Source organism: Mesorhizobium sp. A556, from assembly GCF_054489545.1.
This window is the reverse complement of sequence record NZ_JBTMXA010000001.1, coordinates 726,399-751,839: the sequence shown is the minus strand read 5'-3', so window position 1 is coordinate 751,839 and position 25,441 is coordinate 726,399. Positions and strand designations below refer to the sequence as shown.

The 25,441-nt window shown below is 61.4% G+C and carries 22 protein-coding genes and 1 tRNA gene; 13 read left to right on the top strand and 10 right to left on the bottom strand.

Annotated elements, in window-relative coordinates; translation table 11 throughout:
- Nucleotides 1–170 precede the first annotated feature (170 nt).
- Nucleotides 171–2,069 carry a L,D-transpeptidase family protein gene (locus tag ACX3P0_RS03750; protein WP_459086629.1) on the top strand — a complete coding sequence of 633 codons (1,899 nt, stop codon included), beginning with the start codon at nt 171–173 and terminating at the stop codon, nt 2,067–2,069.
- Between the two features lie 69 nt (nt 2,070–2,138).
- Nucleotides 2,139–2,213, top strand: a tRNA-Val gene (locus ACX3P0_RS03745).
- Nucleotides 2,214–2,303: 90 nt separating this feature from the next.
- Here the strand turns inward: ACX3P0_RS03745 and ACX3P0_RS03740 are convergent.
- A complete protein-coding gene (locus ACX3P0_RS03740) occupies nt 2,304–2,984 on the bottom strand; it encodes a phosphoglycolate phosphatase (RefSeq protein ID WP_459086627.1) in 681 nt (226 codons plus the stop codon).
- A 170-nt stretch (nt 2,985–3,154) separates the two neighbouring features.
- Between ACX3P0_RS03740 and rpiA the strand changes: the two genes are divergently transcribed.
- From rpiA to gor, 3 genes are all read left to right on the top strand, one after another.
- Nucleotides 3,155–3,853, top strand: a complete 699-nt coding sequence (gene rpiA, locus ACX3P0_RS03735; RefSeq protein ID WP_459086624.1) for a ribose-5-phosphate isomerase RpiA — start codon at nt 3,155–3,157, stop codon at nt 3,851–3,853.
- A gap of 18 nt (nt 3,854–3,871) precedes the next feature.
- Nucleotides 3,872–4,468: a DUF2059 domain-containing protein gene (locus tag ACX3P0_RS03730; protein WP_459081033.1), complete on the top strand. Its 597-nt coding sequence runs from the start codon at nt 3,872–3,874 to the stop codon at nt 4,466–4,468.
- Nucleotides 4,469–4,581: 113 nt separating this feature from the next.
- Nucleotides 4,582–5,973: a glutathione-disulfide reductase gene (gene gor, locus ACX3P0_RS03725; protein WP_459086622.1), complete on the top strand. Its 1,392-nt coding sequence runs from the start codon at nt 4,582–4,584 to the stop codon at nt 5,971–5,973.
- A 17-nt stretch (nt 5,974–5,990) separates the two neighbouring features.
- Here the strand turns inward: gor and mgtE are convergent, their stop codons facing one another.
- From mgtE to ACX3P0_RS03695, 6 genes are all read right to left on the bottom strand, one after another.
- On the bottom strand, nt 5,991–7,349 hold the full coding sequence (gene mgtE / locus ACX3P0_RS03720) for a magnesium transporter (RefSeq protein ID WP_459086621.1): 1,359 nt from the start codon (nt 7,347–7,349) through the stop codon (nt 5,991–5,993).
- Nucleotides 7,350–7,591: 242 nt separating this feature from the next.
- Nucleotides 7,592–9,430 (bottom strand): monovalent cation:proton antiporter-2 (CPA2) family protein, encoded by a 1,839-nt coding sequence (locus tag ACX3P0_RS03715; protein WP_459086620.1) that lies wholly within the window; start codon nt 9,428–9,430, stop codon nt 7,592–7,594.
- Between the two features lie 240 nt (nt 9,431–9,670).
- Entirely contained in the window at nt 9,671–10,225 is a 555-nt protein-coding gene (locus ACX3P0_RS03710) for a hypothetical protein (RefSeq protein ID WP_459086618.1), read from the bottom strand.
- 121 nt (nt 10,226–10,346) lie between these two features.
- Nucleotides 10,347–11,441: a YcjF family protein gene (locus tag ACX3P0_RS03705; protein WP_459086617.1), complete on the bottom strand. Its 1,095-nt coding sequence runs from the start codon at nt 11,439–11,441 to the stop codon at nt 10,347–10,349.
- A complete protein-coding gene (locus ACX3P0_RS03700) occupies nt 11,438–12,910 on the bottom strand; it encodes a YcjX family GTP-binding protein (RefSeq protein WP_459086615.1) in 1,473 nt (490 codons plus the stop codon). The genes ACX3P0_RS03705 and ACX3P0_RS03700 overlap by 4 nt, the downstream gene beginning before the upstream one ends.
- A 65-nt stretch (nt 12,911–12,975) precedes the next feature.
- Nucleotides 12,976–13,479: a SixA phosphatase family protein gene (locus ACX3P0_RS03695; RefSeq protein ID WP_459086613.1), complete on the bottom strand. Its 504-nt coding sequence runs from the start codon at nt 13,477–13,479 to the stop codon at nt 12,976–12,978.
- Nucleotides 13,480–13,736: 257 nt separating this feature from the next.
- Here ACX3P0_RS03695 and dksA point away from each other — a divergent pair, with 257 nt between their 5' ends.
- On the top strand, nt 13,737–14,153 hold the full coding sequence (dksA, locus tag ACX3P0_RS03690; RefSeq protein WP_459081025.1) for an RNA polymerase-binding protein DksA: 417 nt from the start codon (nt 13,737–13,739) through the stop codon (nt 14,151–14,153).
- Nucleotides 14,154–14,208: 55 nt separating this feature from the next.
- Here the strand turns inward: dksA and ACX3P0_RS03685 are convergent, their stop codons facing one another.
- On the bottom strand, nt 14,209–14,904 hold the full coding sequence (locus ACX3P0_RS03685; RefSeq protein ID WP_459086611.1) for a hypothetical protein: 696 nt from the start codon (nt 14,902–14,904) through the stop codon (nt 14,209–14,211).
- A gap of 188 nt (nt 14,905–15,092) precedes the next feature.
- Here ACX3P0_RS03685 and cckA point away from each other — a divergent pair, with 188 nt between their 5' ends.
- A complete protein-coding gene (gene cckA / locus ACX3P0_RS03680; protein ID WP_459086609.1) occupies nt 15,093–17,675 on the top strand; it encodes a cell cycle histidine kinase CckA in 2,583 nt (860 codons plus the stop codon).
- A 13-nt stretch (nt 17,676–17,688) separates the two neighbouring features.
- Here the strand turns inward: cckA and ACX3P0_RS03675 are convergent, their stop codons facing one another.
- Complete coding sequence (locus tag ACX3P0_RS03675; RefSeq protein ID WP_459086607.1) at nt 17,689–18,081, bottom strand: hypothetical protein; 393 nt, start codon at nt 18,079–18,081, stop codon at nt 17,689–17,691.
- Nucleotides 18,082–18,310: 229 nt separating this feature from the next.
- Between ACX3P0_RS03675 and ACX3P0_RS03670 the strand changes: the two genes are divergently transcribed.
- Nucleotides 18,311–18,487 (top strand): hypothetical protein, encoded by a 177-nt coding sequence (locus tag ACX3P0_RS03670; RefSeq protein WP_459081021.1) that lies wholly within the window; start codon nt 18,311–18,313, stop codon nt 18,485–18,487.
- Between the two features lie 113 nt (nt 18,488–18,600).
- On the opposite strand, the gene ACX3P0_RS03665 is transcribed toward ACX3P0_RS03670, so the two are convergent.
- The gene (locus tag ACX3P0_RS03665; RefSeq protein ID WP_459086606.1) at nt 18,601–20,133 is read right to left on the bottom strand and encodes an acyl-CoA carboxylase subunit beta; all 1,533 of its coding nucleotides are present in this window, start codon (nt 20,131–20,133) and stop codon (nt 18,601–18,603) included.
- A 381-nt stretch (nt 20,134–20,514) separates the two neighbouring features.
- On the opposite strand from ACX3P0_RS03665, the gene ACX3P0_RS03660 reads away from it, so the two are divergent.
- From ACX3P0_RS03660 to ACX3P0_RS03640, 5 genes are all read left to right on the top strand, one after another.
- Nucleotides 20,515–21,891 (top strand): DEAD/DEAH box helicase, encoded by a 1,377-nt coding sequence (locus ACX3P0_RS03660; protein WP_459081019.1) that lies wholly within the window; start codon nt 20,515–20,517, stop codon nt 21,889–21,891.
- A 217-nt stretch (nt 21,892–22,108) separates the two neighbouring features.
- Nucleotides 22,109–23,143: a cysteine synthase A gene (locus ACX3P0_RS03655; protein WP_459081018.1), complete on the top strand. Its 1,035-nt coding sequence runs from the start codon at nt 22,109–22,111 to the stop codon at nt 23,141–23,143.
- A complete protein-coding gene (locus ACX3P0_RS03650) occupies nt 23,143–23,883 on the top strand; it encodes an alanyl-tRNA editing protein (protein WP_459086604.1) in 741 nt (246 codons plus the stop codon). Before ACX3P0_RS03655 ends, ACX3P0_RS03650 begins: the two co-directional genes overlap by 1 nt.
- A gap of 34 nt (nt 23,884–23,917) precedes the next feature.
- Nucleotides 23,918–24,769, top strand: coding sequence for a 3-mercaptopyruvate sulfurtransferase (gene sseA, locus ACX3P0_RS03645; RefSeq protein WP_459086602.1), 852 nt, complete (start codon nt 23,918–23,920; stop codon nt 24,767–24,769).
- Nucleotides 24,766–25,338 carry a GNAT family N-acetyltransferase gene (locus ACX3P0_RS03640; protein WP_459086601.1) on the top strand — a complete coding sequence of 191 codons (573 nt, stop codon included), beginning with the start codon at nt 24,766–24,768 and terminating at the stop codon, nt 25,336–25,338. Before sseA ends, ACX3P0_RS03640 begins: the two co-directional genes overlap by 4 nt.
- The last annotated feature ends 103 nt before the right edge of the window (nt 25,339–25,441 follow it).

The window sequence follows — 25,441 nt, the reverse complement described above, 5'->3', positions numbered from 1 at the left end:
GCGCGGTCACATTCATGTGAAGCTCCCGCGCAACATCCTCGTCGAAATTTATGAAAGCTTAATCAAATCGGTATGAATCGGTATAGTTGCGTTATACATCCGCCAAGGGGTTAGCGAGAGCATCCGGCGTCGGCAATTGAAATCCAGCAATCCAGCGGAGCGGGCAATTCATGATATCGTTCGGGAAAAGGACCGTCATGGTGCCGCTGTCGGTTGTGGCAGCGCTGGGAATGGGCTTGCCGCAGGCTCATGGCCAAAATCTTTTCGACGCGCTGTTCGGCGGCGGCGTAAAGAAAAGCCAGCCGTTGAAGGGCGAATTCCCGCCGCCGCCCAAACGTAAGAAAAAGGCCGCTCCCGCTCCCATTTCGCGGATCTCCAGCCCGACCTACAATGCCTACAAGGCCGACGCGCTGGTACGTGTCGATTTTTCCGACCTGGTGGAAACGCCGCAGACCACGGCGACCATCCCTGTAACCGAAGCCGCGCTGGACGCATCCGCCAAGCCGCAGACGCAAGGTTCGACATTCCGCGATGCGCTGGCCGGCCTCGACGGATACGAGTTGTCGGCCGAGCGTGACATCGCCAAGGCGCTTGTCACCTATTATTCGACCAACCCCGATTTCATCTGGGTGAGCGACGGTGCCGTCAACGCCAGCGCCAGGGAGGCGCTGAGGGTGCTGGGCGAATCCGCAAGCTACGGCCTGACGCCGTCCGACTATTTTGTCGAGGTGCCGCCGGCCAGCGTTGCATCCGGCGACGACGCCGATCATCTCAAGGCGCTGATGCGTTTTGAAATGGCGCTTTCGGCACGCGTGCTGCGCTACGTGCACGACGCGCAGGATGGACGCATCGTGCCGGACCGCATTTCGGGTTACTATGATTTGCCGGCCAAGCCGCTCGACATGGTGGTCGTGCTGAAGACGCTCGCCCATATGCAGGCGGTGCGGACATATCTCGAATCACGCCATCCCCAGAACCCGGAATATCAGGCACTGCGCGTCGAACTCGAGACGTTGCAGGCCAGCGTTGAAAACGAGATCGTCGTCGATCCGAAACTGCTGTTGAAGCCGGGCGGCATAAGCCCCGAATTGCCGAAACTGCTGACGCTGATTTCACGCGATAGCGATGATGAGATAAAGAGCCAGTTTGGCGATGTGCTGACCAGGCTGGGCACCAGCGAAACCTATGATGCGGAACTCGTCCCACTTGTCGAGGCGGTGCAAAAAAAGGCTCGCCTGAAGCCGGACGGCGTGATCGGCCCGCGCACCGTGGCGCTGCTCGCCGGCGTTTCGAAGGCGGACAAACTGGCCAAGGTTCGATATGCGCTCGAGGAGTTGCGCTGGCTGCCCTCGGATTTGGGAAGCCCGCGCGTGTTCATCAACCAGCCCGCCTTTACCGCAAGCTATATCGACGATGGCGTGGAAAAGCTGAAGACGCGTGCCGTGATCGGCCGGACGACGAACCAGACCAGCTTTTTCTACGATCAGATCGAGCAGGTCGATTTCCATCCCTATTGGGGGGTGCCGCAATCGATCATCGTCAACGAAATGCTGCCGAGACTGCGCAGCGATCCCGGTTATCTCGACCGTGCCGGTTACGAAGTGAGCGACGCGAAAGGCAAGCGCATCCCGTCGTCGTCGATCAATTGGGGCCAATACGGCTCCAAGGTGCCGTTCAATATTCGTCAGGCGCCCAGCGAAGCCAACGCCCTTGGGGAACTGAAAATCCTCTTCCCCAACAAGCATGCCATCTACATGCACGATACGCCGCAAAAGGCGTTCTTCCAGCGCGACATGCGTGCGCTCAGCCATGGCTGTGTGCGCCTGCAGGACCCGCGTGGCATGGCTGCTGCGGTGCTCGGCACCTCCGTTGACTACATCGCCGAAAAATTGAAGAAGGGCCACGCGAGCGAAAAGGTCGCGCGCACGCTTCCCGTCTACGTCGCTTATTTTACCGCCTGGCCGGACATGTCCGGTAAAGTCGAGTATTTCCCCGACATTTACGACCGCGACGCGTACCTGCAACGGGCGCTGGACGTCACCGAAGCCGTCCGCTCGCCAACGACTTGAAGGCCGGTAGTTGACTTCCGCGTAAGGCCTACCTTATATCGCGGCGCGCTTGGCCTTCGGGCAACGAGCGGGCGATTAGCTCAGCGGGAGAGCACACCCTTCACACGGGTGGGGTCACAGGTTCAATCCCTGTATCGCCCACCATCAATCTCCAAGATCGGACTTGCCGTCACCGCTGTTCGATCCTGACCTTTCTCCATTCGCATCCTCTTCAGAGCCACGAATTGCGATCGTTTACTGTGCGGCCGCGATCAACCGTTCTGCTAGCTCGACGGTCAGTTCGTCGAAATGCGAGATGATCTTCGTCGGCTCGTACTCGCTGACATGGAGGTCGGTGTAACCGAAATCGTCCGCGACCACCGGTATGCCTGCGGCTTTCGCCGTGTCGATGTCGGTCTGCGAATCGCCGACCATCAGGGCGCGGTCGGGATCGCCCCCTGCCATTGCAATGGTTTCCGTCAGGTGGCGTGGGTCCGGCTTGCGGAAGGCGAACGTGTCCTGGCCGCAGATCGCCGCGAAATACCTGTCCATACCCAATGCCGCGAGCAGGGCCTTGGAGGGGACCTCGTGTTTGTTGGTGCAGACGGCGAGCAGGTAACCAGCTTTTTCGAAACGGTCGAGCGCATCCAGGACGCCGGGATAGGGGCGGGACAGGCCCGGTATGTTCTGGTTGTAATGGTCGATGAACAAGGAAAAAAGCCGGTCATGTTCGGCGGTGAGCAAATCCTTTTGATGCGCCGCATAGGCGCGTTCGATCATGACACGTCCGCCATGGCCGACGAAACGCTTGAATCCAGCCGAATCGACCATCGGAACGGGGCCGGTCGCAAGACTGTGGTTGAGGCTACCAAGCAGATCGGGCGCGGTGTCGACCAGCGTGCCGTCGAGGTCGAAAACGATGATCGGAGGCTTCATGGTCTGTTCCTGATGTAGGTCGATGGAAGGTTAGCGATTACCCGCTGCCGCCCGATCAGGCAAGGCGAGCGCGGCGCGCGAGCGGGGAAAGCGCCTAACCGCTTTGACCCGCGTTGCAAAAATGCTAGGAGCCCGGCATCTTTTCCCGACAATCTGGGGCAATCGACGGCATGGACGCTACGCAATTGAAATTCGAGGCCGCCCGCATGGCGCTCGACCATGTCAGCGATGGCATGCGGCTTGGCATCGGCACCGGTTCCACAGCCGAGGCGTTCGTGCGGTTGCTGGCCGAAAAGGTCGCCGCCGGCCTATCGATTATCGGCGTGCCGACGTCGGAAAGAACGGCGGCCCTTTGCCGGGAACTGGGCGTGCCCCTGTCGACGCTGGACGAGACGCCGGCACTGGACCTTACAATTGACGGCGCCGACGAGATCGATCCGGAATTGACGCTTATAAAAGGCGGCGGCGGCGCGTTGCTGCGCGAAAAGATCGTCGCTGCCGCATCCGCCCGCATGATCATCATTGCCGACCGATCCAAGCTGGTGCAGACGCTTGGCCGGTTTCCGCTGCCCATCGAGGTGAACCGGTTCGGCCTTCGGGCCACGGAACTGGCCATTGATGCAGCGGCACCAAAACTGGGCCTTGCCGGCGCCGTCACATTGAGGATGACGGGCGCCCAGCCGTTTGTTACAGACGGTGGCCATTTTATTCTGGATGCATCTTTTGGCCGCATTCCAGATACAAGAGCGCTGTCGAATGCTCTCCACGCCATCCCCGGTGTGGTCGAGCACGGTCTATTCATCGGACTGGCTTCGTTTGCCGTTATCGCGGGCGACGGCGGCGCCGAAATCTTCCAAGCTGTCCGATAAACAGGGAGTCACCTAACCATGATGCTGCAAAACCGGGCACGTCGCCTGTTCGCCATTGCCGCGGCCTCGGCCATCGTTGCCTTTTCGTCGCCGGCGTTTTCGCAGGATGTGCCGGAAGCGCATCTGAAGGCTGCGCGCGCAGCCATCGCCGCCATTCATGCGACGGACGGCTTCGACGGGATATTGCCACAAGCGGCGGCGGCGCTCGAGCAGCAGTTGATCCAGAAGAACCCGGACATGCAGGCATTGATTACCAGCACGGTCAGCGACCAGGCGCTCGCGCTCGCCGCGCGGCGCGCCGACCTCGAGAAGGAAGCGGCGATCGCCTACGCCAAGGTATTTTCCGAGGCGGAGCTTGCCGATATCGCCAAATTCTATGAGTCCGAAGCCGGCAAGAAACTGCTGGAGAGCGGTCCCGTCGTTACGCGCGAATTAGCCAATGCAGCCAATATCTGGCAAAACGGCATTGCCCGCGACCTGGCCCACGAGGTTGGTGAAGCGTTGCAGAAGGCCGATGGCAGCAAGGCACCGGCCGCACCGGCCGATGCTGCGGCTCCGGCCAATGGCGATGCGGCGCCTACCGCTGATGATGCGGCGCCCGCCACCGCCAATTGATCCGGCCGGCCGTTCTTTCGAAGAGTTCAAGCCCGGCGGTTGCCGGGCTTTTCTTTTGATCCTTCACCGCCTACCTGTGGGCCAGGTCTGGCACACAGCAGGAGTATTTTTTCATGGCCGGTTATGATTACGATCTGTTCGTCATCGGCGGCGGCTCCGGCGGGGTGAGGGCGGCGCGTGTAGCGGCGGCACTTGGCAAGCGCGTCGGTATTGCCGAAGAATTCCGCTTTGGCGGCACCTGTGTCATCCGGGGCTGCGTACCCAAAAAACTGTTCGTCTATGCCTCGCAATTTCCGGAGCATTTCGAAGACGCCGCCGGCTATGGCTGGACGGTTCCACAGGCAAAGTTCGACTGGCAAACGCTGATCGCGAACAAGGATCGCGAGATTGCCCGACTGGAAGGATTGTACCGGAAAAACGTCGAGGGTTCGGGCGGCGAGACGTTCCATTCGCGCGCTGTGCTGGTCGATCGCCACACAATACGGCTGGAAAGCGAGAACCGGACCGTTACTGCCGATCAGATACTTGTCGCCACTGGCGGACGGCCGGCATTACACCCCGCGCTGCCCGGCAACGAATATTGCATCACGTCCAACGAGGCATTTCACCTGGCTGAACTGCCCAAGGCGATTGTGATCGAGGGCGGCGGCTATATCGCCGTGGAGTTCGCCAACATCTTCCACGGGCTGGGCGTCGAGACGACGCTGGTCTATCGGGGCGCCGAAATCCTCAGCCGCTTCGACATGGACTTGCGGCAGACGTTGCATGCGACCATGGAAGAGAAGGGCATAACGATCCTTTGCCGCTCCATCTCCGAATCGGTGGAGCGCCGCCCGGACGGCCGGCTTGCGGTGACGGTTACTGGCGGCAAGGTTCTCGTCGCCGACCAGATGATGCTTGCCATTGGCCGCCTACCGAACACGGAAAACCTCGGCCTCGAAGAAGCCGGCGTCCGCATGGGCAAGACCGGCGAGATCATCGTGGACGATTACTCTCGCACCAATATCGACAACATCTGGGCAATCGGCGATGTCACCAATCGCGTGCAGTTGACGCCGGTGGCGATCCACGAAGCGATGTGCCTCGTGGAGACGGCATTCAAGGACAACCCGACCACGCCCGACCACGACACCATTGCCACGGCCGTATTCTCGCAACCGGAAATCGGCACGGTAGGCCTTTCCGAAGACGAAGCAAGCAAGCGGTTTGCGGACCTCGAGATTTATCGGGCGTCGTTTCGGCCGATGCGGCATACGCTGTCGGGCCGGCGGGAAAAGATGCTGATGAAACTGGTGGTCGACGGCGCTAGCCGAAAGGTGATCGGCGCTCACATTCTCGGCCCCGACGCCGGCGAGATGGCGCAGCTTCTCGGCATTCCGATCAAGGCCGGCCTCACCAAGGCCGATTTCGACCGCACCATGGCCGTTCATCCGACGGCATCGGAAGAACTGGTCACCATGTACAAGCCGACATACCGGGTGAAGAACGGCGAGCGGATCGACTGACCCGCTCGCCTGCAGGGCTATAAAAGCGTTCCGCGCAGGATCACCAGCGCTACCGAGAAATAGATGGCGAGGCCGGTAACGTCCACCAGCGTGGCGACGAACGGCGCGGAAGCGCTTGCCGGGTCGAAACCGAGCCGCTTCAGCACGAAGGGCAGCATGGAGCCGGTCAGCGATCCGAAGGCAACGATACCGACCAGCGTCACCCCAATCGTGGCTGCGACCAAGTGCCAGTGCGGACCATAATCGTACAGGCCCAGGTGCTGCCACAGCACGATCCGCGCGATGCCGATGACGCCGAGCATGGAGCCGAGCGCCAGGCCGGTCGGCAGTTCGCGCAACGCGACCCGCCACCAGTCGCGAAGGGAAATTTCGTGCAGCGCCAGTGCGCGAATGACAAGTGACGTCGCCTGCGACCCGGAATTTCCCCCCGAACTCATGATGAGCGGAATGAAAAGGGTCAGGACGATGGCCTTTTCCAACTCGACTTCATAATGCTGCATGACGGTGGCCGTCAGCATCTCGCTCAGGAACAACGCGCTAAGCCAGCCGCCGCGCTTTCCGATCATAGGCAGGAAGCCCATTTTCATGTAGGGCTCGTCCAGCGCCTCCATGCCGCCGAAGCGATGCGCATCTTCCGTGCTCTCTTCGATCATGGTGTCCATGATGTCGTCGACGGTGACGATGCCGAGTATCTTGTCTCCCTCCACCACCGGCACGGCAAGCAGATCGTATTTGGACATCAACTGCGCCACTTTCTCCACGTCCATCAGGGGCGGAGCGGTGACGGGCGACCTGTCGGGAGCAACCGCCACGACCTTGTCCTCCGGCGCACCGGTGATGAGCCGGCGCAGGCCGATTGCGCGCACAAGGGACTGCGTTTGCGGATCTACGATGTAGATCGCATAGATCGTCTCGCGCGTGCCCTCGACCTTGCGGATGTAGTCCAGCGTGCGTTCAACGGTCCAGTCGGACGGCACGGCCACATATTCGGTGGTCATGATCGACCCGGCGCTGCCCTCGGGATAGCCCAGGATGGTCAACAAGGTAAGGCGAAGCGCGGGCGCCAGCGCACCAAGCATTTCGGCCCGCGCCGCGTCGGAGAATTCCCGCAGCACATCGGCGGCGCGGTCGACCGACATTGAAGCGAGCAGCCGGCAGGCGGTGTCTCGCGGCAGCGACGCCATGATCTCCGCCGCATCGTCGAGTTCGGGTTGGTCGAAGACTTCGACGGCGCGCTCGAACGGCAGATTGTTCAGCAGATCGACCGCGATCTCGCGCGGCTCGCCGTTCAACGCCTCGACAACGTCGGCGACGTGATCGTATGCCAGAATGCGGGCGATGGCTTCGCCGCCTTCAACGGGCGAAAATTCGTTCATGGCTCACTCCTTGCCGTCCGGCAGGATGTGAGCCTGTCAGGTCACATCGGAGCGGATGGCTGTTGTGTTCGACTTTGACTGTCGCCAGGCATGGCGTTGTGACCCTTTTCTCGCTGGTTGATCCTATGCGAGCACGGGCAACATAGAACCGCCCCTCTGCGTGTCAATCCAAATGATTGCCGCCGAAGCTGCGGGTGAGGAAAGTCGCGCAACTGTGACAGGCAGCGGACTGTCATCAGGATCTATCGGTCGGCCTGGGTGGGCTTGCCGAGCACGCCGGCGGTTTCTTCGCTGAGCGGCAGGGCCGGGCGGCGCGGCGGCGCAACGGGTGCCGGCACCGGCGTCGCGATATTGCCCTTCAGGAAATTGCGCCCGTCATGAATGTCGCCGGTGATCTGCGTATCGAGCCGGGCGGCGTCGCGGCGACGAACATCCTCGATCACTTCAGCCACGATTTCGGGATCGACCCCCAGTGCCTCCAGCGTCGAGCCGCCAAACACAAGCGCCGATTCGAACGTTTCGCGCAGTTGATAGTCGACGCCGAGATGGATCAGTTGCAATGCGGTCCCGCGATCATAGGCGCGCGCAAAAAGCGTGACGAAGGGAAACTCCGCCTTGATCAACTCCGCTATGCGCACCGCAACATCCGCCTTGTCGACGCAGATGAGAACGGCGCGCGCCCGGCCAGCGCCTGCGGCATGCAAGATGTCCAGCCGCGTGCCGTCGCCGTAGTAGATCTTGAAGCCGAAATCGGCGGCGGCCTGGATCATCTCGACGTCGTTGTCGATGATCGAAACGTCGACGCCCCGCAGCAGCAGCGGCTGGCTGGCGATCTGGCCGAAGCGGCCGAAACCGATAACCAGCACGCTTCCGGTCAAATCCGCAGCAATGTCGACGCCCTCGAGCGACTGCTCGTCACGAGGCGTAAGGTAGCGCAGCCCGATCATGGCAAGCGGCGTAAGGACCATGGAAATGATGACGATGGCCGTCAGCATGGCATTGGCCTGGCTGTCGATGAGGCCGACCGAGGCGGCGGCCGAGTAGAGAACAAAGGCAAACTCACCGCCCTGCGCCATCACGACGGCGCGGCCGAGCGCTTCCTTGTGGCCTGTCTTCAAGAGACGGGCGACGCCGTAGATGCCGAGCCCCTTGATCGTCATATAGGCGACAACATAGATGCAGACGATCAGCCAGTTATGGGCAACCACCAGAAGATCGAGAGACATTCCGACCGCCATGAAGAAGATGCCGAGCAGCACGCCTCTGAATGGCTCGATATCGGCTTCCAGTTGGTGGCGGAATGTCGATTCCGACAACAACACACCGGCCAGAAACGCGCCCATAGCCATGGAAAGGCCGCTGATCTGCATGACCAGCGCCGACCCCAGCACGACGAGCAGCGCCGCCGCAGTCATGACTTCGCGCGCATGTGAATCGGCAAGGATGCGGAAGAACGGGTTCAGCAAATAGCGCCCGGCAACAACCAGTGCCGTGATCGCAGCAAGCCCGATGCCGACTTCCCAAAACCTTTCCGACAGGCTGGTTTCCGCGCCGCCCGGTGCAAGAAATGCAACCAGCGCCAAAAGCGGAACGATCGCCAGATCCTCCAGAAGAAGGATAGATATGATGCGCTGGCCCTTGGGTGCTCCGAGTTCGCCGCGTTCTTCGACGATCTGCATCACGATGGCCGTCGAGGTCAGGACGAAGCCGGCGCCTGCAATGAAGGATTGGGCGATGGGAAATCCGCCCAGCCAGCCGACGCCGGTCAGGAGAAGCGCGCAGACGCCGACCTGCAGCGCACCCAGGCCGAAGATTTCACGCCGCAGCCCCCATAGCCGCGACGGCTGCATTTCCAGACCGATAATGAACAGGAACATCACCACGCCGAGTTCGGCGACATGCAGGGTGGTGGCCGGATCAGCGAAGATGGCGAGCCCGAACGGGCCGATAACCACGCCCGCTGCGAGATAGCCCAGAATGGAGCCGAGCCCCGCGCGCTTGAAAATGGGAACGGCGACAACGCCTGCGGCAAGCAGGGCCACCACTCGGACGAGTTCGCTGCTTGTTGCGTCTAGCGCCATGCGTGCCTGTTCCGATCTGCCGGGCCGATGCAACCGACCGTTTAGAGCGCCGTGCGTCCAATTGGACGCACAAAGGACGCTCTAACACTTTGATTGAGCATCGGAACAATCCGAAAACCGGTAACCACTTTTCGGTCCGATGCTCTTGGACCGCAAAGATAGTGGCTGCTGCGTCGATAGAACAGGGGGAATTGGCGAGCGGGCTTGTCGTGCCGGGCCGCCGTCACATCGGAGAAAAAATCAGTTCGGGGCGATGGAACCGACTTCGGTGACGTCGAGCCGCTTCAGGTTCATGCCGATGACCGGGATCATCTGCTTTGCGACACGCACGGATACGGTGACGATCATGGAGCCATCGTCGGGAAGCCGCGCCTGCATCACGCCGTTCAACTGTTTGCGGTTGATGGCGAAGACGACCTTGCGGGCATCGACAACCTTGCCGGAAATGACATCGAGGCCGTTGCCGGACGATCCGCCCATGAAACTGCCCTTGTAGCCGGCGCGCCCCGCATGTTCGATTTTCGCCGACATTTTCTGCGTGAACACGCCGACGCGGCAACCGCCGTCAAGCGTCATGCCGAGCTTGCTGTCGGGGGTGCTGCCGGTGAAATTGCAGGTGAACTTGGTGCCCTTGTACTTGCCGGCAACGATTTCGCCCGGCCCGGCCCATTGGCCCTCGATCGACTGGAAAAACTGCTTGTCCCGCTCGGCGCCGGCTGCGGTTTCAACCAGCACGGCGGTTGTGGACAGGGCCAGCGCAACAGGCAGCACGGCAGACACGATTGCGCTTTTCATCAACGACACCCGGCAACAGTTTTACTGTGTTCGATACTGGCCGAACCATGAAGAAAATTGGTTAATGCTTCGTCACTCGACGGAAAATTCGCACCCTTTTATGCCCAGAATAACGGTGCGATCATCGCTCCGGGTCGGCTGGCTGCCGTGCCTTTGCAGTGGCAAAACTGGTCAAGGCGGCGAGGAAATCGCCCATGCCCGGCCGCTTGACCGCGCTGAAGGGCAGGGGCCTTGCCGTCTCCATGGCGGCAACGCCGATTCGCGCCGTCATCATGCCGTTGACGACACCCTCGCCAAGCTTGGCGGAAAGGCGTGCCGCCAGACCGTGACCGACGATCTGCTGCACGAAGCCGTCGCCGATGGCAATCGAACCGGTGACGGCCAGATGCGCCAGAACGGAACGCGCCAGCCGAAAGAAGCCCAGCGTGCCGGGCCTGCCGCCGTAAAGCTCCGACAGGCGGCGAATCAGCCGCCCCGCCTCGAACACGACATAGGCGACATCGACCAAGGCGCGCGGGCTGACGGCCGTTACCAGCGACACTCGCTTGGCGGCATCGAGGATCATGACCTTTGCGCGGGCATCGAGCGGCCCCAATATTTCGGCTTCGGCCAGCCGCACCAGGTTCGCGCCGTCGATGATCTCGTCCTTGAGGTCGGCCATCGCGCGTCGGCCAGCCGCTGTTTCCGGCTTTCCGGCGACGAAAGCCGACAACTCGCCAACTACCGACCTTGCCGCGCGGGGGTCATCTGCGGTGATGGCTGCCAGCGCGCGCTGTTGCAGTTTTTCCACTTCAGCCAGCCGCGCGATCGCCATGAATTCGCGGATCAGGATAATTAGAAGTGCAACCACTGCGACCCCCGCGACGCCAGCGGCCACCCAGCCTAGCCAGGGGGCGTGCGAAAACAGGCTGCGGATCAAATCATCGACCCACAAGCCGACGGCCAGTGAAACCAGCACGCCGAAAGCGCCGATAAAAACCCGGCCGAGCAAGGATCCCTTTTTCGGCGCGATGGCCGGGAGCGGCTCGGAGGTCGCATTGTCAGGTATATCGAAAACATCGATGTCGGCCGGAATAACCACGGCAGCTTGCGGCGGCGAGGCGCGCGGCTGTCGCACGACCGTCTCGGTCCGATTGGTCTGTGCCGGCGGTGTTTCGTCGGCAGAAGCCGCTTGCGGTTCCAGGCGAAAGGCTGCCGGCTTGCGTGGTGCGCTCATGCCAGTCGATCTCCGATCAGGAACTGCATGGCCCGGTCGAGCCGTATATGCGGCAGCGACAAGGTGAGGCCCTCGGCGGTTCGCTCAAGCCTCGGCGGACGAAAGCGAACGAAACGGATCGCAGAGGTATCGCCTGCGTCTCCCGCGCTGGATTTCTGGAACATCTGCACCGGCTTTTCCGGCAGGTCGCCCGGGAAAATTGCTGTTTCGGTTTTGCCGTCGAAAGTCTCGTCGCCGATCCGTTCTCCTGCCAGCGGCGTACCGATGATGACCGGCAGCGTTTCGCGCTCGTGTCTGACGGTGCCTTCACGGGTCGCGCGCACGGCCGCCATGGCAACGACATCGACCTCAGCACCCGTAAAATCCGCCCTCGCAATGGCGCGGTCCGCCAGACGCCGAACGATTGCCTGCAAACGATCATGGCTTTCGTGGTGCAGATGGTCGGCCTTGGTCGCGGCCAGCAGGATGCGGTCGATCCGGCGCGAATAGAGGTCGGTCAAGAAGTTGCCGCGGCCGATGCGAAAGCAGGCGAGGATTTCGGTCACCGCGCGCTCGAGGTCGGCGACCGCGCCCGGCCCGGCATTCAGCGCCTGCAACGCATCGATCAGCACGATCTGGCGATCGAGGCGGGCCACATGCTCCCGAAAGAACGGCTTCACCACATGCGTCTTGTAGGCTTCGTAGCGCCGCTCGAGCATCGCGTGCAGTGAACCCGCGCGTGGACGTTCTTCGCCCAGATTGGGCAGCGGCGCGAAAGTCAGCGCGGGCGAACCTTCGAGGTCGCCCGGCATCAGGAAACGGCCGGGCGGCAGCGTCGACAATGCGCGGTCGTCGTGCTTGCAGGCCTTGAGGTAGCGGGCAAAACTTTCGGCCAACTGGCGCGCGATCATCTCGTCGGCATTGCCGTTCGGCTCGATCGTGGCAGACAATGCCTGCCATTCCTGCGAAAGATCGGCCCGCACCGGCAGCGCGGCCATCTCGAACGCTTCACGGGAGAAATCGGCGAAGGATTTGCCAAGCAGTGGCAGGTCCAGCAGCCATTCGCCCGGATAGTCGACGATATCGAGCGACAGCTTGCCCGCCGAGAACATGCGATTCCAGCCGGAAGCCGATTCATACTCGATGGTCAGCCGCAACTCGGAAATTGCGCGGGTGGATTCAGGCCAGATGCGATCGTCCACAAGGGCGGCGATATGATCCTCGTACTGGAAACGCGGTACGGCATCGTCCGGCTGCTCTTCGAGGAAGGCGCGAGCGATTCGACCGGATTTTTGCGCCTCGAACATCGGCAGGCGGCCGCCATGAACGAGATTATGCACCAGCGCGGAAATGAACACCGTCTTGCCGGAGCGCGACAGCCCGGTAACGCCAAGCCTCAACGACGGAGCAAACAGCCCCGCTGCGCGGCCCGCCAGCGTATCGAGCGCGATCCTCGCCTCGTCTGCAATACCCGTCAACGATGATGCCAAGCTGTGCCCCTGCGGCTCCAGATTCCGATATAGGCGCTGCGAACGGGCTTTGTAGTGGCTACGGCCTAAAGATCGGCGGGCGACAGGAAGGACTCCAGATAGCCCGTTCCGGGAGCTGCGCTGCCGAGGCAGCCGTTGAAGCTAACCACCGCAAGGCCGGAAGTGGGAAAGCCCCGGTCCAGCGTATGGCGCGCCTTTGCATCGCCGTCGCCGGAGATTGCCATGACGAGATCTTCCATCATGGGGTTGTGACCAATGAGCAGCAGCGAACCGCGCGCGCCGTTTTCCTTGATGATGGCCAGGTAGCCGGCGGCATCCTCGCTATAAAGCGCGTCGGTAAAAACGACGCGGCCGGTGTCCGTGTGGGCGGCAATTCCTTCGAGCGTCTCGCGCGCACGCCGCGCATTGGAACAAAGAGTGAGGTCCGGCACATAGTGGGCGGCTCGCATGGCGAGGCCGAGAGCTTCCGCATCCTCGATCCCGGACGTGTCGAGCGGCCGGTCGAAATCGCGGACACCGGGCAGCGCCCAGCCGGCTTTGGCATGTCTCAGCAGATAGAGCCTGTTCATCTGCCTCTCCGCATCCCGCGCCATTTCGCTGCCGACCACCCAGATTTAGCGGCTGGTGCGTTTTTTCGCAACTGTCGGCCTAAACACCTAGCGGATTGAATCAAAACGGAATCAGCCATCCGATGGAAGAGCCAGGCGAATCCGGTTCACGCAGCATTTCATTCTTAACAATTGCGTGAACAGAGTTTTGTTTGCTCTTGTGCAGCCATCGACCGACGAATATATAGGCGCCAATTCAGGGTTGTCGGGTGAGTCGAATGAACGAAGTCGTTGCAACCGATTACGTACCTACCGAAGACGAGCCGTTCATGAATGAACGGCAGAAGTCATATTTCCGCCAGAAGCTTCTTACCTGGAAGACCGATATTTTCCGCGAAGCGCGGGAAACACTCGAAATTCTCCAGCAGGAAAACGCCAATCATCCCGACCTCGCCGACCGCGCCTCGTCCGAAACCGACCGGGCCATCGAGTTGCGTGCGCGGGACCGCCAGCGCAAGCTGATCGCCAAGATCGATTCCGCCCTTCAGCGTCTTGAAGAAGGCACCTACGGCTACTGTGAGGAAACAGGCGAGCCGATCGCGCTGAAGCGTCTCGACGCGCGGCCTATCGCTACCTTGTCCATCGAGGCACAGGAGCGCCACGAGCGCCGCGAAAAGGTTTATCGCGACGATTGACCCCGAGCCGGGGCCTGCAAGATGCCGATGGCCGGCTTGGCCATTTCAAGCGCAGTTATTTCTTGTGGCGGGTTAATTCGCCCAGGAGCTTCGTCATCTCGTCGTCCAGGGACGGTGAAGCTTTCGAAGCAGGCGCCGCCGGCGGGTCGATAGCGAAATCATCCAGGGAAACGTCCAGTTCGTCCAGGAAATCGTCGTCAATATCGCTTGGCGGCTGTGGCTTCTGCTTCAGCGCGAGCGCCTTGACGGTCGGATAGAGCGGCGAAGAACTGATCGATACCGGCGGCAATTTGGGCGCGATGGCCAATTTTGCAGGCTCATGCGGCTTGCCGGGGTGCGCGGGTGCGGGCGGCTGCGGGCGAGCATGATGCACCACGCCTTGCTGGGGTTGCGGCCGTTGAGCGGGAGCAGGCTGGTGTCCGGCATCTCCGGTCAAGGCAGGTCGCCGCTGCGCGACCAGGCGGATATCGCGCTCGACCACCACATCCGTCGGTCCACCGATCAACAGCAAATGTTCGATGTCGTCGCGGCGAATCAGGACCAGGCGCCGATGGCTGTCGACGGGCGTCGCATCCATGACGGCCAGCCTCGTCTTGCGATTTCTGCCGCCGGCAACAAATGTGCCAAAGGTCATGCTGCGTATGAGTTTCACGGCGGCGAGCACGACAACCAGGAGAACAAGCGCCAGAAGCGTCCACAACAGCGCCCGCACATAGCCCGGTCCGGCAATGCCATCCAGCCAATCCAGCATCGTTTTCCCCGCAATTTCCCTCGTGGGACACTAGACCGTTGCGTCCGGATTTCGCAAGCTGCCTTTCTGATTGCGTGATAGGGGGTGTGCGCGTTGTTTTTCGCGGGCATTTGCAAGGCTGGGCCTTTTCGGGGCCAGGAGAATATGATTCAAGCGACCGACATACGGGAATCGTAGGCAGGGGGCACATGGCCAAGGAAGCGCGGGGCGATTTCTATCCCGTTCCGATCGTCAACCAGGATACTCGCCCAGGGGCGATTACGCGGTTGATCATCTTCATAGCCGTCCTCACCGGTGCCGCTATCGTTTTCGGTCTTTTTCGCGAACGCCTTGGCGATCCGTTCCTGCTTGGCATGCTCGGCGTCCTGGCCATGATCGGCGTCGGCTTCCTGTTTGCCACGGCCATCGGCTTTGTGCAGATCACGCCGCGCTCAACCAGCGACGAACTATCGAAGGCTTTCGTCGATTCGATGGCTCAAGGGTTGCTCGTCGCGGACACCAAGGGGCGCGTGTCCTACGCCAACCGCGCCTATGCGGATATGACGGGCGCTGCGTCGGCCGCGGACCTGAGGACCGTCGAGGACTTGCTGGCCGACGTGCCCGAAGCATCCGCGACCATCAACCGGCTGGCTTCAGGTGTACGCGATGGACAGGCGGGAGACGGGGAGTTTCGCCTGGCCCAGTCGATCCGCCCCGGCGCGGATGCCGGCGCCTGCTGGTACAGGGTCCGCGCCCGCACCTTCAACGTACCCGGCCAACGCCAGCCCCTGCTTGCATGGGAATTGGGCGACATCTCGCGCGAACGGGCGGAACAGGAGCGGTTCTTTCTCGATTTGCAGAAGGCCATCGATCATCTCGATCATGCGCCTGCCGGGTTCTTTTCGGCGGATCAGGAAACGCGCGTCACCTATATCAACGCCACCCTGGCGGAATGGCTGGGCATCGATCTCGCCAGCTTTACGCCGGGCTCCATCACCCTGTCGGAAATCGTTGCCGGCGATGGCATGGCGCTGGTCCGCTCGGTCAAGGCCGACCCCGGCACGACGCGCAACGCCGTCATCGACCTCGACCTGACGACGATGGGCGGCGAGGTGCTTCCGGTGCGCTTCATGCACCGCGTTTCGGCCAGCCGCGAAGGGCTTAGCGGCCCGACCCGCACCATCGTTCTCAACCGGACTCAGGGCGAGGATGCATCGGCCGATCTCCGCGCCTCGGAAGTTCGTTTTACGCGCTTCTTCAATTCGACGCCCATGGCCATCGCCGGCGTCGACCAGGCCGGGCGGATCGTGCGGACCAACGCACCGTTCCTTTCTCTGTTTTCGTCCGTGGTCGACCGTGACGCACTCGACCGCCGCGTTCGGCTGGATACCGTCATCCACGAGCGCGACCGCTCGGGTTTCGCGGCGGCTTTCGAGCGGGCGCGTCAGCGTCAGGCGGACATCGCGCCCATCGACACGGTGCTGCCCGGCAATGAAGAACGCCACATCCGTTTCTACGTGAACGCGGTCGCGGACGGTGCGGAAAGTGCGGAAGAGGCGGCGATCGTCTATGCCGTCGAAACGACCGAGCAGAAGGCGCTTGAGGGGCAAATGGCCCAAAGCCAGAAGATGCAGGCCGTGGGGCAACTCGCGGGCGGCATCGCCCATGACTTCAACAATGTGCTGACGGCCATCATCATGGCGTCGGATCTGCTGCTGACGAACCACCGCCCGTCGGACCCTTCTTTCCCCGACATCATGAACATCAAGCAGAATGCCAACCGGGCGGCATCGCTGGTCCGGCAATTGCTGGCCTTCTCGCGCAAGCAGACCCTGCGGCCGGAAGTCTTGAACCTTACCGACGTCCTGGCCGATCTGCGGATGCTTCTGGCCCGCCTGGTCGGCAATGGCATCAAGCTCAAGGTGGACCACGGCCGCGACCTGTGGCCGGTCAAGGTCGACCTTGGGCAGTTCGAGCAGGTCATCGTCAACCTGACCGTCAATGCGCGTGATGCGATGCCCGATGGCGGTGAACTGACCGTTCGCACGCGCAACGTTGAGGCAGCGGAATGCGGCGCCTTCGGCTATCGCGAATTGGCTCCGGCCGATTATGTGCTGGTGGAGACCGAGGATATCGGCAGCGGTATCGCGCCAGACGTTTTAAAGAAGATATTCGAGCCGTTTTTCACGACCAAGGAGGTCGGCAAAGGCACCGGCCTCGGCCTGTCGATGGTGTACGGCATCATCAAGCAGACCGGCGGCTTCATTTATTGCGATTCCGAAATCGGCAAGGGAACGGTGTTTCGCATTTTCCTTCCCCGCCATATCGCGGAGGCGGTCAAGGTCCCGGCTACAGGGGCCCTGCCGGCCGGCCATGAGCCGGCGCCAGCGCCGAAAGCGCCGGATGCGGCAAAGGATTTGTCGGGGTCCGCAACCGTCCTGCTGGTCGAGGACGAGGACGCCGTGCGCATGGGCGGCATGCGCGCACTGACCTCACGGGGCTACACCGTTCATGAAGCTTCGTCGGGCGTCGAAGCCCTGGAAGTGTTCGCCGAGCTTGGCGGCAAGGTCGACATCGTCGTTTCTGACGTGGTCATGCCCGAGATGGACGGGCCGACGCTGCTTGTTGAATTGCGCAAGCTGCAACCCGACATCAAGTTCGTTTTCGTGTCCGGCTATGCCGAGGACGCCTTCGCCAAAAACCTGCCGGCCGACGCGCAATTCGGCTTCCTGCCGAAGCCGTTTTCGCTAAAACAGTTGGCAACCGTGGTGAAGGACGTGCTGGAATCCTGATCGTTTCGTTCGGTCAGCGGATGGTGCAGGTCGAGGCCGTAAACGCCCCGCCGGGTTGCCGCATGATGATGTCGAACGATGCATCCTTGTCGCCGTCTGCGGTCACCTGCGTCAAGGACACGCTGTTGCCACCCGCCGTATAGCCGCCAAGCGGCCCGAGCCAGGCGATCTCTCCGTTCGCGCTCAACTGGTAATTATAATGCTGTCGAGCGCTGCCGAGCAGCAACGGCACGCTATAGACGTGTCCCTTGATACTTATGTCGCCGAGATGAAGGAACATGCCGAGCAGGAAGACTTCGCAATGGTAAGAGCCATCCGGCAGCTTGCCGTCGGCGATTGCGGCTTGCGCGCCATTCACAGCCGTGAGTAACGCCGCTCCGAGAACAATGGGCCGCCAGAATGCCATTTGCAGCCTCCGAAAAACCAAGGGCGTCTTCATCGTATAACGCGAAACGCCTCGATGGTATGCTTTCTGCGGCCTCGGTGAGTCGGCCACTTCCGCGTCAGTTGGAACCGAACAGAGCGTTGGGAAGCTTCGGCGAAACCGGCAAGTTCCGCGCAAGCAAATCCCCTTAGCGTCTCTCTCGTGAAGTTGAGCGTTGGTGGTGCGTTGACAATCGGGGAGGGGCTTACCGTTGGAACGTTTTATCGAGGACTACCAGAAGCGGCGGCTTACAGAGCGCGTCGACATACTAACTGCGGTCAACATCCTGAGGTCCCAAGGATATGACGACGACGAGCTGATTTCGGAAATTATCCGCGTCTTCTACGTCGACCTCGACGCCTACAACGAAATCGTCATGGCGGCTTGAGGCCAGGCAGGGAGCGGCTTTCTGGTAGCAGCCCGGCGGCTGGAGATTATTCCGCCAGGGTTTTGCGCCCTGACCGCAGAACTGTTGCAGCAGCTACGGGAATAAATCACCCGTCACAGCGGGATGTTGTCGTGCTTCTTCCAGGGGTTCTGCAAATCCTTGTTGCGCAGCATGCGCAGCGCGCGCGCCACACGGCGGCGCGTGGAATGCGGCATGATCACTTCGTCGATATAACCGCGTTCCGCGGCAACGAAAGGCGACAGGAAACGATCCTCATAAGCCTTTGTATGCGCAGCGATCTTTTCCGCGTCGCCGATATCCTTGCGATAGATGATTTCGACCGCGCCCTTGGCCCCCATCACCGCTATCTGTGCCGTCGGCCAGGCATAGTTCATGTCGCCGCGCAGGTGTTTTGAGGCCATCACGTCATAAGCGCCGCCATAGGCCTTGCGGGTGATGATTGTAATTTTCGGAACTGTCGCCTCACCATAGGCGAACAGCAGTTTCGCGCCGTGCTTGATCAAGCCGCCATATTCCTGGCTCGTGCCCGGCAGAAAGCCCGGAACGTCGACAAAGGTGACGAGCGGGATGTTGAAGCAATCGCAGAACCGCACGAAGCGCGCCGCCTTGCGCGAGGCGTCGCTGTCCAGCACGCCTGCCAGAACCATCGGCTGGTTGGCGACGAAACCGACCGTGCGCCCCTCGACGCGGCCAAAGCCGGTGACGATGTTTTTTGCGAACGCCTGCTGGATTTCGAAGAAATCGCCCTCGTCGCAGGTTTTGAGGATCAGTTCCTTGATGTCGTAGGGCTTGTTGGCGTTGTCGGGAATCAGCCGGTCGAGCGAAAGATCGTGATCGGTCACCGATTGATAGCACTCGATTTCCGGAATTTCCGCCGTGTTGGAAGCGGGCAGGAAATCGACCAACCGCCGCATCTGCAGCAGCGTCTCGACGTCGTTGTCGTAAGCGCCATCGGCAATCGAAGACTTAGTCGTATGGACGGATGCGCCGCCAAGGCTCTCGGCGGTCACCGTCTCGTTGGTGACGGTTTTGACCACGTCCGGCCCGGTCACGAACATGTAGGACGTATCGCGCACCATGAAGATGAAGTCTGTCATCGCCGGCGAATAGACGTCGCCGCCGGCGCAAGGGCCCATGATGACGGAAATCTGCGGAATGACGCCGGATGCGAGCACATTGCGCTGAAATATCTCGGCATAGCCGCCAAGGGCGGCCACGCCTTCCTGGATCCGCGCGCCGCCCGCATCGTAAAGCCCGATGATCGGCGCGCGGTTGCGCAGCGCCATGTCCTGCACCTTCTGCACCTTTTCGGCATGCGCTTCCGACAACGACCCGCCGAACACAGTGAAATCCTTGGCGAACAGATAGACCGGGCGGCCATTGATCGTGCCCCATCCGGTCACGACGCCGTCGCCGGCGATCTTTTGGCTATCCATGCCGAAATCGGTGGAGCGATGTTCGACGAACATGTCGAATTCCTCGAACGAGCCTTCGTCCAGAAAAATCTCGATCCGTTCACGCGCCGTCAGCTTGCCTTTCTTGTGCTGGGCATCGATGCGGCCCTGGCCACCGCCGGCTCGCGCGCTTTCGCGGCGGCGTTCGAGTTCTTTCAGCACGTCTTTCATGCAATGTCCCCAAAAGGCAGGATTTTCCCTTTGGTACTTATGCGGGCAGGCGAGCGCAAGCGGCGCGTTGCGCGCGCGATGTTGCAACGCAACATAATATCCCTTGCTTTTTCCGGCGAACCAGCCCATATGCGGCGTCATAGGCGCTTGGGCCGGAATTGCCGGCCTTCTCTACAAGTGAGACTGGTTGCGTCTGTTTTCCCCTTTCCGACAACGGAATGTGGTGAAAAAGCCCCATAGGCAAGATGCCTGCGGGCACGACAGCGCAGCCGCGCGGGCATTATGCCTGCCGCCTTGTCGTTTCCTTACAATTTTTCGACGGCAGGTTGCGCCCTGTCGCCAGATGTTTGCGGTCACTGGGCCGTATGAAAGAAGACAATTTTGAATATTCAAAACACTGCGGAGCAGATTGTTTCCGCTGAACAAAATACGGACCAGCTTACCGGTTTCGCAGCGCTTGGAATTTCGGGCGTGCTGCTCAAGGCCACCCATGGCGCTGGCTACGCCGAGCCGAAGCCGATCCAGGTCCAGGCGATACCGCCGCAGCTGGCAGGCCGCGATATTTTCGGCATCGCTCAGACCGGTTCCGGCAAGACGGCCGCCTTCGCGCTGCCGATCCTGACCAAGATCATGGCGCTTGGCACCAAGCGTCGCCCAAAAACCTGCCGTGCGCTCATCCTTGCGCCAACGCGTGAATTGGCTGTGCAGATCGAAGACACGATCAAGATCCTCGCCAAAGGCGCGCATGTCTCGACGGCGCTGGTGCTGGGCGGCGTTTCGCGCTTCAGCCAGGTCAAGAAGATCGCCCCCGGCATCGACGTGCTTGTCGCGACGCCCGGCCGCTTGACCGACCTCGTTCGCGAGGGCGACCTCGTGCTTGCCGACACCAAATGGCTGGTGCTCGACGAAGGCGACCGCATGCTCGACATGGGCTTCATCAACGACGTCAAGCGCATCGCCCGTGCGACAGCACCGGATCGTCAGACCGCACTTTTCTCGGCCACCATGCCCGACGAGATCGCCGAACTGGCCAAGGGCCTGCTGAAGAACCCTATCCGCGTCGAGGTTTCGCCGCAGAGCACGACGGTCGCCGAGATCGTTCAAGGCGTCGTCATTGCCCGCACCAAGCAGAAGCGCCAGATCCTGTCGACCATGCTGGCCGACGAGGCGATGAAGTCCGTCATCATCTTCTCGCGCACCAAGCACGGCGCGGACCGCGTCACCAAGGATCTGGAGCGCGATGGCTTCAAGGCCGCCGTCATCCACGGCAACAAGTCGCAGAACGCCCGCCAGAAGGCATTGAACGATTTTCGCGAAGGTTCGGTGCGCATCCTGGTGGCGACCGACATCGCCGCTCGCGGCATCGACGTGCCCGGCATCAGCCATGTGGTCAATTTCGACCTGCCGGACGAAGCAGAAAGCTATGTCCACCGCATCGGCCGTACCGGCCGTAACGGCAAGGACGGCATCGCCATCACGCTGTGCGATCCGACGGAAAACGCCAAGCTGAGGCAGGTCGAGCGCATCATCCGCGCCAAGCTGCCGATCATCGCGGATCACCTTGCCAGCCCCGACCCGGTGCGCAACCCGGCCGAAAAATACGAGCGCGAATATGTCGACCCGCGCCGCGTCAAGCGTCCGGGCGGCGCCAACCAGAATGGCCCCGCCAAGAAGCATTTCGGCGGCAAGCCTGACGGTGCAAAGGGCAACAACAAGCGTCGCTTCGGCGGCAAAAGGCCCGCTGCGCGCGCTGCTTGAATTTTTAGCCTGATTTATTTCAGGTTTTCCATTGAGATTGAAACGGCCGGAGCTAAATGCCTCGGCCGTTTTTCTTTTGACAGACGCGAGATCAATCCGGTTTTGCGCCGGGAACCGCAACCGCTTGTCCCAAATGCGGCTGGTCCAGGCAATTTCCTGCCTTGAAACGCCGCCTCGACGTTTCTACGGTCCTTCCGAAAACTGGAAGGATAGTCTCATGGTTGGTTCGGTAATCGACGCAATCGGCAATACGCCACTGATCAAGCTGAAGCGCGCGTCGGAAGAAACAGGCTGCGAGATCCTCGGGAAGGCCGAGTTCATGAATCCGGGCCAGTCGGTCAAGGATCGGGCCGGCCTGTTCATCATCCGCGATGCCGAAAAGCGCGGCCTGCTGAAGCCAGGCGGCGTCATCGTCGAGGGCACGGCCGGCAATACCGGCATCGGCCTGACGCTAGTGGCAAAGGCGCTGGGATACCGCACCGTCATCGTCATCCCCGAGACGCAAAGCCAGGAAAAGAAAGACACCATCAAGATACTCGGTGCCGAATTGATCGAGGTGCCCGCCGTCGCCTACAAGAACCCGAACAACTACGTGAAACTGTCGGGCCGGCTGGCTGCCCAGATGGCCAAGACGGAACCAAACGGCGCGATCTGGGCCAACCAGTTCGATAATGTCGCCAACCGCGACGGCCATATCCAGACGACCGCACAGGAAATCTGGGAGCAGACCGGCGGCAAGGTGGACGGATTCGTTTCAGCGGTCGGTTCGGGTGGAACGCTGGCCGGCATTGCCGCCGGACTTCGCGCCCACAGCAAGGATGTGAAGGTCGCGCTGGCCGACCCGCTGGGTGCAGCGCTCTATAATTTCTACACCAATGGCGAATTGAAATCCGAGGGCAGTTCGATCACCGAGGGCATCGGACAGGGGCGTATCACCGCCAATCTCGAAGGGTTTTCTCCGGACTTTTCCTTCCAGATACCGGACGAGGAAGCGCTGCCGATCATCTTCGACCTGATCCAGGAAGAGGGCCTGTGCGTCGGCGGCTCGACCGGCATCAACATCGCCGGCGCCATCCGGCTGGCGCGCGAATTGGGGCCGGGTCACACCATCGTCACCGTGCTTTGCGACTTCGGCACGCGCTACCAGTCGAAGCTGTTCAATCCGGAGTTCCTGCGAACCAAGAACCTGCCGATTCCCGAGTGGATGGCGCAGAAAAGCGAAATCTCGGTTCCCTACGAAGCGGTCGCATAATGGCGCATAAGACCAAAACGCTGTTCCGCGATGATTCTTACCTGAAAGAGGCGGCGGCCACGGTCGTCGCCGTCAACGAGCGCGGCGGCATCATCCTCGACCGGACGATTTTCTATGCCACGTCGGGCGGGCAACCGGGGGATGCCGGTTTTCTGGAGCGGGCGGACGGCATCCGTATCGCCATCGCCACGACCATCACCGGTGAGACGAAGGAAGAAATCATCCACGTTCCAGCGCTTGAGCAGCCCGTACCGGGCGTTGGCGAGCAGTTGAAGCTGGTCATCGACTGGGAGCGGCGGCATCTGCTGATGCGCATGCATGTGGCTTGCCACCTGCTTTCCGTGGTCTGCCCGTCGCCGATCACCGGCGCGTCCGTCGCCGAAGACGATTCGCGTGTCGATTTCGACATGCCGGACGTTGTCACCAAGGAAGAGGTGACCGCCAAGATGATGGAACTGGTGCATGCCGATCACCCGATCTTCATCCGGCTGATCACCGAGGATGAACTGGCCGCCAACCCGACGCTGGTGAAATCCAAGAACGTGCGCCCGCCGACGGGAACCGGCCAGATACGCCTCGTCTGCATTGGCGAGAACGCCAGCATCGACAGCCAGCCATGCGGCGGAACCCATGTGAAGAGCACAGGCGAAGTCGGTGAGATCCATATCGGCAAGATCGAAAAGAAAGGCCGCGAGAACCGGCGTTTTCGTATAAGGTTCGGACCAGCGCCTGCGGTCTGACCGCAGCATCCCCATTGAATTCAGGGAGAAAAACATGGCCGAAGACAGCCCCTTCATCGTCGATGCCGACTGGCTGCAGGAAAAGATCGGCCAACCCGGCCTGACGATCGTCGACGCTTCCTGGTACTTGCCGGCGCAAAATCGCGACGCGCGCGCCGAATATGAAGCCGCCCATATTCCGGGCGCGGTATTCTTCGATCACGACCTGATCTCGGATCAGGAGTCGCCGCTGCCGCATACGCTGCCGTCGCCGCAGGCTTTTGCGCAATATGTGGGCACGATGGGCATATCCGCCGACGACACGATCGTCGTCTATGACGGGCCGGGCTTCTTCTCCGCGCCGCGTGCGTGGTGGATGTTCAGGGTCATGGGTGTTTTCCAGGTCTATGTGCTCGACGGCGGCTTCGACGGCTGGAAGACCGCCGGCCGGCATGTAACGGCGGAACTGACCAAGATCGCGCCGGGCATTTTTCATGCCGATTTTGACGCCAAGCGAGTCGCGAGCCTTGCCGATATGCGCCGCATCGTTGGCTTTGACGAGAGCCAGATCGCGGACGCGCGTGGTCCCGGACGGTTTACCGGCAGCGAACCGGAGCCGAGGGCAGGCGTCCGTTCCGGCCATATGCCGGGCGCAAGGAACGTACCGGCGTCAGCGCTTTCCGAAAACGGCAGGTTTTTGTCGAAGGACCAGTTGCGCAAGGCAATTGCCGAGGCCGGGATCGATCTCGACAGGCCCGTGGTCACGTCATGCGGGTCCGGCATCACCGCTGCCGTGATTACACTGGCGCTGGAGACGCTCGGTCATACCGACAACCGGCTCTACGACGGCTCATGGACGGAATGGGGTGGCCTCACCGACACACCGGTCTCGACTGGCAAAGCATGACCATGTCGGAAAACGGTGCCGCAAACGACATCGAGGTCACGGTCACGTTCCTCGAAATGGCTGCGCCGCCGCCGCACTATCCCTCCTTGCCGTATAATCGCCAGATCGCGCTTTTGAAGACGCGGGATATTCCCTTGCACTTCTACCGCTATCTGACGGACCGGGTCGGCCGCAAATGGCACTGGGTCAACGTGTTGCGGTTGAACGATGAAGAACTATTCGCCAGCCTGCACCGAGAAGATCGTGACATCCGCATCCTCTACCTTGATGGCGCGCCGGCCGGCTTTTTCGACGTCCGGCCGAACTTGCCGGACGAGGCGGACCTGGCGTATTTCGGCATGATGGAGCACGCGACGGGGCTGGGGCTGGGGCGCTGGTTTCTGGGGGCGGCCATCGAAGCCTGTTGGTCGCACGGCCCGAAGCGCGTGACGGTGCAGACCTGCACGCTCGATCATCCGGCAGCCCTTCCGCTTTATCAAAAGCTTGGTTTCCAGCCGGTGGCGCAAAAGAAGGAGATCATTCGCCCGATGCCCTTCAGCGAGCGCCAGGCGAGCGTGATGCGCCCCTGAAATCTTTGGCGACGATCCAGTCCGTCAGCCTGAACGTCTCGTTCACTTAACCTTCAGCTTCGTTTTGGCATGGTGCGCTCAACATCAATCGCCGACAGGAGCC

What these genes read in the sequence shown, in the direction of transcription:
- ACX3P0_RS03750 (WP_459086629.1), top strand. Translation starts at nt 171, where the DNA reads ATGATATCGTTCGGGAAAAGGACCGTCATGGTGCCGCTGTCGGTTGTG.
- ACX3P0_RS03740 (WP_459086627.1), bottom strand. Translation starts at nt 2,984, where the DNA reads ATGAAGCCTCCGATCATCGTTTTCGACCTCGACGGCACGCTGGTCGAC.
- rpiA (WP_459086624.1), top strand. Translation starts at nt 3,155, where the DNA reads ATGGACGCTACGCAATTGAAATTCGAGGCCGCCCGCATGGCGCTCGAC.
- ACX3P0_RS03730 (WP_459081033.1), top strand. Translation starts at nt 3,872, where the DNA reads ATGATGCTGCAAAACCGGGCACGTCGCCTGTTCGCCATTGCCGCGGCC.
- gor (WP_459086622.1), top strand. Translation starts at nt 4,582, where the DNA reads ATGGCCGGTTATGATTACGATCTGTTCGTCATCGGCGGCGGCTCCGGC.
- mgtE (WP_459086621.1), bottom strand. Translation starts at nt 7,349, where the DNA reads ATGAACGAATTTTCGCCCGTTGAAGGCGGCGAAGCCATCGCCCGCATT.
- ACX3P0_RS03715 (WP_459086620.1), bottom strand. Translation starts at nt 9,430, where the DNA reads ATGGCGCTAGACGCAACAAGCAGCGAACTCGTCCGAGTGGTGGCCCTG.
- ACX3P0_RS03710 (WP_459086618.1), bottom strand. Translation starts at nt 10,225, where the DNA reads ATGAAAAGCGCAATCGTGTCTGCCGTGCTGCCTGTTGCGCTGGCCCTG.
- ACX3P0_RS03705 (WP_459086617.1), bottom strand. Translation starts at nt 11,441, where the DNA reads ATGAGCGCACCACGCAAGCCGGCAGCCTTTCGCCTGGAACCGCAAGCG.
- ACX3P0_RS03695 (WP_459086613.1), bottom strand. Translation starts at nt 13,479, where the DNA reads ATGAACAGGCTCTATCTGCTGAGACATGCCAAAGCCGGCTGGGCGCTG.
- dksA (WP_459081025.1), top strand. Translation starts at nt 13,737, where the DNA reads ATGAACGAAGTCGTTGCAACCGATTACGTACCTACCGAAGACGAGCCG.
- ACX3P0_RS03685 (WP_459086611.1), bottom strand. Translation starts at nt 14,904, where the DNA reads ATGCTGGATTGGCTGGATGGCATTGCCGGACCGGGCTATGTGCGGGCG.
- cckA (WP_459086609.1), top strand. Translation starts at nt 15,093, where the DNA reads ATGGCCAAGGAAGCGCGGGGCGATTTCTATCCCGTTCCGATCGTCAAC.
- ACX3P0_RS03675 (WP_459086607.1), bottom strand. Translation starts at nt 18,081, where the DNA reads ATGGCATTCTGGCGGCCCATTGTTCTCGGAGCGGCGTTACTCACGGCT.
- ACX3P0_RS03665 (WP_459086606.1), bottom strand. Translation starts at nt 20,133, where the DNA reads ATGAAAGACGTGCTGAAAGAACTCGAACGCCGCCGCGAAAGCGCGCGA.
- ACX3P0_RS03655 (WP_459081018.1), top strand. Translation starts at nt 22,109, where the DNA reads ATGGTTGGTTCGGTAATCGACGCAATCGGCAATACGCCACTGATCAAG.
- ACX3P0_RS03650 (WP_459086604.1), top strand. Translation starts at nt 23,143, where the DNA reads ATGGCGCATAAGACCAAAACGCTGTTCCGCGATGATTCTTACCTGAAA.
- sseA (WP_459086602.1), top strand. Translation starts at nt 23,918, where the DNA reads ATGGCCGAAGACAGCCCCTTCATCGTCGATGCCGACTGGCTGCAGGAA.
- ACX3P0_RS03640 (WP_459086601.1), top strand. Translation starts at nt 24,766, where the DNA reads ATGACCATGTCGGAAAACGGTGCCGCAAACGACATCGAGGTCACGGTC.